The following is a 9,758-nucleotide window of genomic DNA, read 5'->3' as shown; positions in this document are numbered from 1 at the left end:
AGCCCGAGCAGTGCTAAGCCGCGAAAATCCCAAACCTCGGCTTGCCAAGTTTTATCGGGATGATCCTGTAGCGCTTCTTCGGCACCATCGAGTACGGTCAGCATATCGATGTATTGGTTAAGTAGATAGAGATCCCATGCCCACAGAATACGGGCTTTGCCTTCTAACCAATGGATACGGGCATTATTAGCGACTTTAACGGCTAGCTCGTGTGTTGAACATGAAAGTTGATATTCGTTGGTAATACGCCAAACATTACCCAGACCAATGAGGCACTCTATCTGGATATCAACTTCATCAACCAGAGCTGATTGTTCTAAGGCATTTATCCAATATTGTTGGGCGGTATAATATTTTGCCTGACCCCAAAGTTGCAGCGCGTGAATATGCAGAATTTCGGGAAGGCAATCATCAGTATCGAGGGTATTTTGAGTGGATAAGGCTTCTTTAATGTATTTTAAACCCACACGGTAGTCCATTAGACACCAAGCGCAGCGAGATAAAATGATCAAACATTGAATCGCCCCTTCTGGGAAAAAGATCTGCTGTGCTCTCAATAAACACTGCTCCGCGACGATCGACACCTTCTCCGGCTCAGTTTCAATACGGGCTCTAAGCTGTTCTATTTCAATTTCAAGAAGGTATTGGCTTTTATCCAAACGGGCTGTTCCTCAAAAGTAAGAAGCCTAAGTCACCGATTCATTATATGAAGCCAACGTTAAAGCGCACTATTTACTTTCCCAAAAGTGGGTGCATTGGTTATTCATTACCACAATAATCTGCGCTACTTCACAATCCACAGTCTAAATATAACCTAAAAATCTAAGAGAGTAGCTCTTTCAATGTCAGTGGATGTTTGGTTAATTCCAAATTTTGGGCGGCGGTGAATCCATGTTTATCTTGGTAGCACAGATTGTGCCAAGCACGAAAAATATCCAGCATTGGTTGTAGGCCGCCAGGGCGAAGTTTGCGCCTCGGTTCGTTGATAAAGCTTTCGAACAACAGTTGGAAGCGTTTTTGATAGAACTCTGTTTGCTTAATCGATGCTTTATCGAGCCAAGCTTCGGGTGTTGGATTGTCTCCTGCCAAATAGCAAACACCTTTGGCAGCCTGTGCCTGATTGGCAATAGCCCAGCGATCTCGCCACCATCCCATGTGAACAATGTCCGTTTTATTCACGGAATGTCCATTTTGCCATTGCGGATCTTCCTCAACGTACATCAAGTCAACATTCTTACGCTTGATTCGCGGCAAACAGACGCTCAATGCGGCAGAACGTAAAACCGGATCTTGAGGCAGATAGATAGAAACTCGCTTATCTTCAAGGCACAAATCCAGCACGTGGAGGAAGTGAGCATAAGAGGTGTAAGGAGGGCGTATCAAGGCACCTTTAGAAGGGTAATGAAAAGTGGTGAGGTTACCCATGGGGTCTTCAACATTACCACGGGCTAAAATCGTTTGGTATTTCTGATCAATACGCTCACGTAATAGCGGAGATGCGTCAGGAGTGGGTAGATTCGCTTCGGATGAATGTTCACGAGAAACAAAACGCGCGGGCGAGTGATAGGGGTTGTGATCAAGCTCGCCAGCAGGCTCTTCATTGGCGGAATAGTTTACGTGCTGACAGAGTATGTAACCTGTTTTGGCTTCACCTGTTGCAAACCACAATACGCCGTTGTCGCTATGGGGTTGGAGCGGGATGTAATTGCAAGCCAGTTCATATTGGTTTGCATGATTCACCCAACGCGCATCAATCATGGCCAGTTTTCGCCGACAGCGACTGGCAATGTGCTCGACATGATCATAAAACGTTTTTGGGTTGATGGATAATTTACGGCAAATCTCTCGCACCGAATAACTCATGAAGAGTAGGCCGAGTAAGGTTTCTTGAAAAACGAGTTTTTTGTTGGCTCCTGACCACTTATCAACAAAGGTACTCTGACAAGCTTTGCAACGGTATCGCTGGCGATCGCCGCTGTAGCCAAAAGCGTGATAGAGGTGTTTGTGCGTATGAACAGATAAACCGAAATTTTGGCAATCATCACTGCGACAAGCGGGCAACCCGTCGCTGTGAAGCTGCCTTAAACGGTGTAATTCGTTTAACACTTCTCGGTTGTTAAGTAAGGGGGGGAAAGCTCCACATTCACGACAAACCATCGTTGGACGCTTCGGGTTTACGCGCTGCAGAACGTACCGTTCGGCTTCACTCAGTCCAAAGTTGTCACACGCCAATGTTTTACAAAAGTTGAGTTGTAAACCATCTGCGTCCTTGGGTAGTTGGTCGTTGGACACAATCGCCCCCTCGGGGTAATTTAAGGCTGCCAATTTGGGTGAGCAGCTGAGGTTTAAAAATTAGATACTAATCGCTGTTTCAAGCGCGACTTTCATCATGTCGTTAAAAGAGGTTTGGCGATCTTCAGAGCTTAATTTCTCACCGCGAATGATGTGGTCTGACACCGTAAGAATCGTCAATGCTTTTGCGCCTAGATCCGCTGCAACGCCATAAATACCGGCCGCTTCCATATCCACACCTAAGATGCCAAGCTTATTCATTTTTTCGAATAAATCACCTTCAGGTGTGTAGAACAGATCAGCGGAAAACACGTTGCCTACCTTCACGGGCACGTTTTGTGCGCGTGCTTGATTGACAGCTGTTTCAAGCAATCCGTAATCCGCAATCGCGGCAAAATCGTGGTTGTTAAAACGGATGCGGTTAACTTTGGAATCGGTTGAAGCACCCATACCAATAACGATATCCATTAGATTGACATCGTCACGAACTGCGCCACAGCTACCAATGCGGATGATATTTTTTACACCGTATTCTGAAATCAACTCGTGAACATAAATCGAGCATGATGGAATGCCCATACCGTGGCCCATAACGGATACTTTTTTACCTTTATAAGTACCGGTATAACCGAACATACTGCGAACATCACAAACCTGTTTAGCATCATCTAAAAAAGTTTCAGCAATGTATTTTGCACGTAATGGATCGCCTGGCATTAGAACGGTTTCAGCGAAATCACCAACTTGCGCATTAATGTGTGGGGTTGCCATCGTTGTTACTCCAAAGTTTTCGAGTCAGCGATTTATCCGCAATAAGTGGATTAAATTACTAATTCTGTTGAATCTGATGTGTTTTGTTGAGGCAATACTAGCTAGACCTGACACTGTTCCTTGAGAGATTTGTCACAGAATGGAGGTTAATACCCTTTTTGTGGCTCATTGATAACTAAAAGTGTTGAAAGTGGTAAGGCAATCGATTTGGGTAAACGTTTACCTTTTATGTGTACATAAATATATTTTGTATAAGGTGGTTGGAGTGTGCTATACATTATACAACAAATATTTTTGTATATGAGGCGGCGATGAGTAATCCAGAAATACGTATCGGGATCAGTGCATGTGTGCTGGGAGAGCAAGTCCGTTTTGATTCTGGCCACAAAGCGAGTGACTTTGTGACCAAAGAGTTAACGAATTATTTCTCTTTCATACCCGTTTGCCCAGAGGTTGCGATTGGCTTAACCGTGCCAAGGCCTACCATTCGCCTGATCTCTCACGAAGAGCGTTTAGCGCTGGTTGAAACTAAAGATGAAACCAAAGATTACACGCAAGCCATGTTCGATTTCTCAGAACGAAAAGTTGATGAGCTCGAATTGATGAAATTGTGTGGTTATATCGTTTGTGCGAAATCCCCGACATGTGGCATGGAAAGAGTCAAAGTCTATAAGCATCAACGAGCAGACAAAGAGGGTGTTGGGCTTTATACCGCCACTTTGATGCGTAAAATGCCGTGGTTGCCTGTAGAGGAAGATGGCCGTTTGCATGATCCTGTGCTTCGCGAAAACTTCATTACGCGTGTCTACTGTTTACATGACTTTTATCAATCGATAGGTGACAACCCGACACCGGGCAAAGTGGTGGCCTTTCATTCACGTTACAAATTGACGTTAATGGCGCATCACCCGCAAGCGTATCGAGAACTCGGCCGTTTGGTGGCTGAAGTTAAGCAGCATCCGCCACAGTATTTTATTGAGCACTATCGCCAAGGGCTAATGGATGCGCTTAAACACAGAGCGAGCCGTAAAAATAACACCAATGTTTTGATGCACATTCAGGGTTATTTCAAACGAGCCTTAAACAAAGAGCAGAAAGTGGAGTTAGCGCAATTGATTGATGACTATCGAACTGGCGAGCTTCCTTTACTTGCGCCTATTACGTTGCTCAAACATTACATAAAAATGTATCCCGATGCTTATCTGCAGCAACAGCACTATTTATCGCCTTATCCACAAACGCTAAGGTTACGTTATGGACTATGAGAACCCACTGACTAAAAACATGATGACTGAAAAATTATACGCTATTCGAGACGTTGCCGAGATGACTGGAGTAAAGCCCGTTACCTTGCGTGCATGGCAGCGCCGCTATCACCTCGTTCAGCCACAGCGCACGGAAAAAGGGCATCGTCTTTATTCACAAGAGGATATTGCGACGATTCGCATAATTCAAGGTTGGCTGGCGAAAGGGGTTTCGATTGGCAAAGTGAGTGCATTGCTCAGTGGCAGTGAAAGCATCATCGATACTTTGGCAAATCATGGTTCAGAGCTTTTAGAGCAAGAACAATTGCTGCAAGCTTTAGTGGATCTCAATAAAGGCAAAGCGGAATCAACCATTGCTACAGTATTGAAAGAGTATCCGTTAGAGATTGTTGAGCAGCAGTTTGTCTTTCCTGTCATCGACACGTTAGAGCGGGTTAAAGGACCGCTGCGCAGTTTGCAAAAAGGGCTTTTTCAGGCACTGATGATAAGCAAGTTGAGCTCGATCATTGAAGCGGAAAACAAAGCGGCAACTAAAGGAAAATGTCTTTGCGTTAATCTTGATCCAACATCGAGCATACTGGCTTGGTTATGGTTCGTGGGAAAGGTGGAAGCTGGGTATAACCTCACTATCTTAGATGGTGTCGAAGATCTTACCGCTCTTGTTGATCATGATGCTTTAGCAAACTACCAACAGGTTGCGCTGTTTGCCAATCGAGCGTTAACCGAGCAGCAAGTTCAAGCGTTACGGAAATTGCGTATCTCACTGGGAGATAAGCTTTCGTTGTCAGATGTGGTTGCTCGTCTGCACCATTCGTTAGATTAATCAGTAAGGATGTACAGTGAAATTACTCTGGTTGCGCCGAGATTTACGATCCGTTGATAATACGGCATTACATGCCGCCATTGATGGCGAAGAACCTGTTGTTGCCGTATTCATTGCAACGCCAGCACAGTGGCAAAAACACCATCTTGCTCCGATGCAGGCGGATCTTATTTATCGGCGTTTATTTGAGCTGCAACGTGAACTGCAAGCACTCAATATTGCTCTGCTGTATGAGGAAGTTGATGATTACGCTGATGCTGCGCAGCAGATTGCCACTATTGCTAAGCAGCTTAATGCCAGCGCTGTGTTGGTTAATCGCGAGTATGAAATCAATGAGTTGCAGCGTGATGAGATGGCGAGCCAGTTTTGCCTAGAGCGCCAGATCGAGTGGCGAGCATACGACGATAAGTGCATTATTGCCCCCGGTTTGGTCAAAAACAAGCAAGGTGATTATTTCAAAGTCTTTACGCCTTTTAAACGAGCGTGGTTATCACAAGCGGCTATTCCTCAAATTTTACCAACGCCTATTTCTGCACATTATAAACCCATAAAGGATCTTGAGCCGTTGCTGTGGAGCGAACACCGCTCGTTCAGCTATCCACGCATCAGCAGTGATCATTGGGTGGTCGAGTTCGATGCAATTCGCGCTAAATTACGCCAGTTTTGCCGTGATAAGGTACAGAATTACCACCAGCAGCGTGATTTTCCCGCGTTGGATTCGACCAGCGCACTGTCACCTTATCTCGCAATAGGGGCGCTTTCTGCGCGTCAATGTATGGCGCGTCTATACGCTGAATCGCAACATATTGGGTTGTCTGAAGGGGCGCAAACTTGGCTGAGCGAAATCATTTGGCGTGAATTCTATCAGCATCTGATCGGGTTTCGTCCTGATCTCTGTAAAGGAAAAGATTTTGCACCTTGGGGGAAACATGTCTCTTGGTGGGAGAACTCAACGGCCTTTGAACGTTGGCAGCAGGGGCAAACCGGGTTCCCTATTGTCGATGCGGCGATGCGCCAACTGAACAAAACGGGGTGGATGCATAACCGATTAAGGATGGTTGTGGCCAGTTTTCTAACCAAAGATCTGCATATCGATTGGCGGCTTGGTGAACAATATTTTATGCAAACATTAGTGGATGGCGATTATGCATCCAACAATGGCGGTTGGCAGTGGTGTGCTTCAACAGGGTGTGATGGGCAACCTTATTTTCGAATTTTTAACCCTACCAGCCAAGGGGAACGTTTTGATCCGAAAGGGGATTTTATTCGTCAGTGGGTACCTGAATTGGCTTCGTTGCCAGATAAGTACATCCACACGCCTTGGAAATTCCCTGCCGTCAATTCCTTGTCATATCCCGCGCCAATGGTTGATCATAAAGTAGAAAGAGAGATAACCTTACAGATCTATAAAGACGCCAAGGATACCTGATCACCATGCTACGCAAGCTACTCTCTTTGTGTTGTTGCTGGGGTGCGCTCAGTGTGAACGCGTTTGCCGCGACTTATGATTTTCCTGCCGAAGGCAGTAGCATGGTTGGCCGAACTCAATATCACGTGATTGAGCAGGGCGAAACCTTAGCGCAAATTGCAAAACAGTACGATGTTGGGTTTTTATCTTTGATGGCGGCTAACAAAGGAATTGACCCATTTTTGCCGCAGCAAGAGTTTGTGCTAACCATTCCGTCACAAATTATTTTACCGCACGTGGCTTACGAAGGCATCGTCATCAACTTAGCGGAACTGCGGCTCTATTACTTTGAGCCTGAAAAACGCAAAGTGCATATTTTCCCCGTCGGTATTGGCCGTATTGGTCGTGACACGCCCGAAATGGAAACCACTATCAGCCAAAAACGGCCGAACCCAACTTGGACACCTCCTCAATCGATCCGCACTGAATATAAAGCGAAAGGTATTGAACTGCCTGCGGTGGTGCCTGCTGGGCCAGATAACCCGCTTGGCGAATACGCGCTTCGTCTCGCTTATGGTGCGGGTGATTATTTGATCCACGGTACCAACAAAGATTTTGGTATTGGTATGAGAGTCAGCTCAGGTTGTATTCGTATGGATCCCAAGGATATTGAATGGCTGTTTAAGCAGGTTCAGCGTGGCGAGAAAGTGAAAGTAATTGATGAGCCGATAAAATTAGCCTTAGAGCCAGATCGAAGCGTATTTCTTGAAGCTCATGAACCTTTAACGCGCAGTAACGGCAGTAAAAAAGAGTTGCAGGTACCGCAAGAACTTCGCTGGTGGTTGGATGAATTTAACAAATCAGATGCGAAAGCGAGAGCGGTGATCTTGGCGCAAAATGGTGTGCCTGTCGAAGTTGTGGCTGCAGATTTTTCAACCTCATTGGAGTAATTTAAAGAAGTTGATGAGTTCATTAATGGTGAACCATGTAATAGCAGCAATAAAAAAGGCTTGAATTAACAAGCCTTTTAAGGAATTTCAGCTATGGAATATAACGAAATTATTTCGTGTATGACTGAGCAATATTATCGATACGCTCGTTTGCACGAGCCGCTTCTTCTTGCGCAGCGGCAGCGGCATCAGCCGCTTGGCTTACTTTAGACGAAAGTGTCGATTGCTCGCTCTTAAGTGCAGAAATTTGATCACTGAGTTGGCTAACTTGGTTGCTTAGCTGATCCATTTTCGTCATTGCTGCGTCATCAGGGCCTGATGCACAACCAGCAAGTAGAAGTACAGAAGAGGCTGCAGCTGCAATTAACATCTTATTCATTATTGAACTCCTTGTTTGTAAGATTATTATCAATGATGCCCTATTATACTTTTCCTACTTGAAGCTACAGCGGTGCTGTTTACCTGCAACGTCAAGTCGTTTGGGTATACGCTTTTTTGGAAATCATCATATAGTGACGAACTCAATTGTAGACACTATTCTAGCGTTCACCCAGTAGCCGAACGTCAAAATAATCCAAGAATTTCAATTTATGCCCATTTACTCCGCTATGTCTCATCGTTAAGAGACGTATTTTCTATCTTCTTATGCTTTGAAAAAGTGTGCGTGCTGATTATTTTTATGTGATCTCTATCTATCTAAGCGCCTTTCGGGCTATCATATTGCGTTTTCATTTTGACCTCTTGCCCTATTTATTGTGGCAACTTTACAAATTTTTGGAGAATCCTTTGCAGTTTAAAGATTTAGGCTTAGACAATCGCTTATTGAAGACCCTCAAACACTATGACTTCAAACAAGCGACAGAGATCCAACAACAAGCGGTTCCCGTGGCGATTGCAGGTAAAGATTTGTTGGCATCCTCTAAGACTGGTTCGGGTAAAACATTAGCGTTTGTTTTGCCAATGCTGCATAAGTCTCTCAAAACTAAAGCGTTATCAGCAAAAGACCCTAGAGCTCTGATTCTCGCTCCGACACGTGAGCTGGCCAAACAAGTGTACGGTGAGCTGCGTACTATGCTCAGTGGGTTGAGCTACGAAGCAACGCTGATTGTGGGCGGTGAAAACTTTAACGACCAAGTAAAAGCACTGCGCCGTTTCCCCCGTTTTATTGTAGCGACTCCCGGTCGTTTAGCGGATCACTTAGAGCACCGCTCGTTGCGTCTTGATGGTTTAGATACGCTGATCCTTGATGAAGCTGACCGCATGCTGGACCTAGGTTTTGCTCCGGAACTACGCCGTATTCATCATGCAGCGAACCACCGTCGTCGCCAAACACTGATGTTTTCCGCAACGCTTGATCACGGCCAAGTGAATGACTTTGGTACCGAGTTGCTTAAAGATCCAAAACGCATTTCGATTGGTGTTGTCAACGAAGAGCATAAAGACATCACCCAAAAATTCTACCTCTGCGATCATCTCGATCACAAAGAAGCCTTACTCGAACGCGTGCTGCAAGAAGCCGAATATCGACAAGTGATCATTTTTACCGCGACCCGTTCTGATACTGAGCGTTTAACGCTTAAACTCAACGAGCAGAAACTGAAAGCTGTTGCGTTGAGTGGTAATTTAAATCAAAACCAGCGCAACACCATCATGAGCCAGTTTGAGCGCGCTGTATTTAAAATTTTGGTCACGACGGATGTGGCTTCACGCGGCCTTGATATCGCGAACGTGACGCACGTGATTAACTTTGATATGCCCAAACATACGGAAGAGTATGTGCACCGTGTTGGTCGTACAGGCCGTGCGGGTAATAAAGGTGATGCAATCTCGCTGGTTGGCCCAAAAGACTGGGACAGCTTCAAGCGCGTGGAAGCCTTTTTGCAGCAAGATATCGAGTTCTCTCAATTTGATGATCTGAAAGGTAAATTTACCGGACTAAAACCACGCGTTCCGGCCTTTAAGAAAAACGCAGCCGCTAAGACTAAAAGTACTAAGCCCAAGGCGCACACCGCCAATAAGAAGCCCGTTAAACGCGATAAAACCTTTTATCAGAATGTGGCAGTGGGTGATGCGGTATTTGTGCCGAAAAAGAGAGTTGCACCTAAAGTTGACGATGAGTAACAGCGAGCGTCTTGTCAGCGTGACCTTTCGGTCAATCGAATCTGCTGACGGACTCAATGCCAGTATTTGCTGAGACAACCTCACCCTAATTATAAAAACACCGCCAAATTGGCGGTGTTTTTATATAC

At 45.3% G+C, this 9,758-nt stretch carries 8 protein-coding genes and 1 pseudogene; 5 read left to right on the top strand and 4 right to left on the bottom strand.

The window, feature by feature from the left end:
* The 3 genes and pseudogenes from AACQ21_RS01220 to deoD form a co-directional block, all read right to left on the bottom strand.
* A pseudogene (locus AACQ21_RS01220) lies at nucleotides 1-659 on the bottom strand (hypothetical protein); the annotation flags it as partial.
* 163 nt (nucleotides 660-822) lie between these two features.
* Nucleotides 823-2,292 carry a lactate dehydrogenase gene (locus AACQ21_RS01215; protein ID WP_026028170.1) on the bottom strand — a complete coding sequence of 490 codons (1,470 nt, stop codon included), beginning with the start codon at nucleotides 2,290-2,292 and terminating at the stop codon, nucleotides 823-825.
* A gap of 60 nt (nucleotides 2,293-2,352) precedes the next feature.
* A complete protein-coding gene (deoD, locus tag AACQ21_RS01210) occupies nucleotides 2,353-3,063 on the bottom strand; it encodes a purine-nucleoside phosphorylase (protein ID WP_013868368.1) in 711 nt (236 codons plus the stop codon).
* Nucleotides 3,064-3,374: 311 nt separating this feature from the next.
* Here deoD and AACQ21_RS01205 point away from each other — a divergent pair, with 311 nt between their 5' ends.
* Genes AACQ21_RS01205 through AACQ21_RS01190 form a run of 4 tightly spaced genes read left to right on the top strand, consistent with a single transcriptional unit; the run spans nucleotide 3,375 to nucleotide 7,509 of the window.
* Nucleotides 3,375-4,328 carry a YbgA family protein gene (locus tag AACQ21_RS01205; protein ID WP_026027151.1) on the top strand — a complete coding sequence of 318 codons (954 nt, stop codon included), beginning with the start codon at nucleotides 3,375-3,377 and terminating at the stop codon, nucleotides 4,326-4,328.
* A complete protein-coding gene (locus AACQ21_RS01200; protein ID WP_019282545.1) occupies nucleotides 4,318-5,151 on the top strand; it encodes a MerR family transcriptional regulator in 834 nt (277 codons plus the stop codon). Before AACQ21_RS01205 ends, AACQ21_RS01200 begins: the two co-directional genes overlap by 11 nt.
* Nucleotides 5,152-5,167: 16 nt before the next feature.
* Nucleotides 5,168-6,580, top strand: a complete 1,413-nt coding sequence (phrB, locus tag AACQ21_RS01195) for a deoxyribodipyrimidine photo-lyase (protein ID WP_017049255.1) — start codon at nucleotides 5,168-5,170, stop codon at nucleotides 6,578-6,580.
* A gap of 5 nt (nucleotides 6,581-6,585) precedes the next feature.
* Nucleotides 6,586-7,509, top strand: a complete 924-nt coding sequence (locus AACQ21_RS01190) for a L,D-transpeptidase family protein (RefSeq protein WP_017049254.1) — start codon at nucleotides 6,586-6,588, stop codon at nucleotides 7,507-7,509.
* A gap of 109 nt (nucleotides 7,510-7,618) precedes the next feature.
* On the opposite strand, the gene AACQ21_RS01185 is transcribed toward AACQ21_RS01190, so the two are convergent.
* Nucleotides 7,619-7,888 carry an Lpp/OprI family alanine-zipper lipoprotein gene (locus AACQ21_RS01185; protein WP_026027153.1) on the bottom strand — a complete coding sequence of 90 codons (270 nt, stop codon included), beginning with the start codon at nucleotides 7,886-7,888 and terminating at the stop codon, nucleotides 7,619-7,621.
* 395 nt (nucleotides 7,889-8,283) lie between these two features.
* Here AACQ21_RS01185 and AACQ21_RS01180 point away from each other — a divergent pair, with 395 nt between their 5' ends.
* Nucleotides 8,284-9,630 (top strand): DEAD/DEAH box helicase, encoded by a 1,347-nt coding sequence (locus tag AACQ21_RS01180; protein WP_026027154.1) that lies wholly within the window; start codon nucleotides 8,284-8,286, stop codon nucleotides 9,628-9,630.
* The last annotated feature ends 128 nt before the right edge of the window (nucleotides 9,631-9,758 follow it).

The sequence above is a fragment of the Vibrio sp. V01_P9A10T6 genome (assembly GCF_963877065.1).
GTDB lineage: Bacteria > Pseudomonadota > Gammaproteobacteria > Enterobacterales > Vibrionaceae > Vibrio > Vibrio anguillarum.
This window is presented reverse-complemented; position numbering and strand designations above follow the sequence as displayed.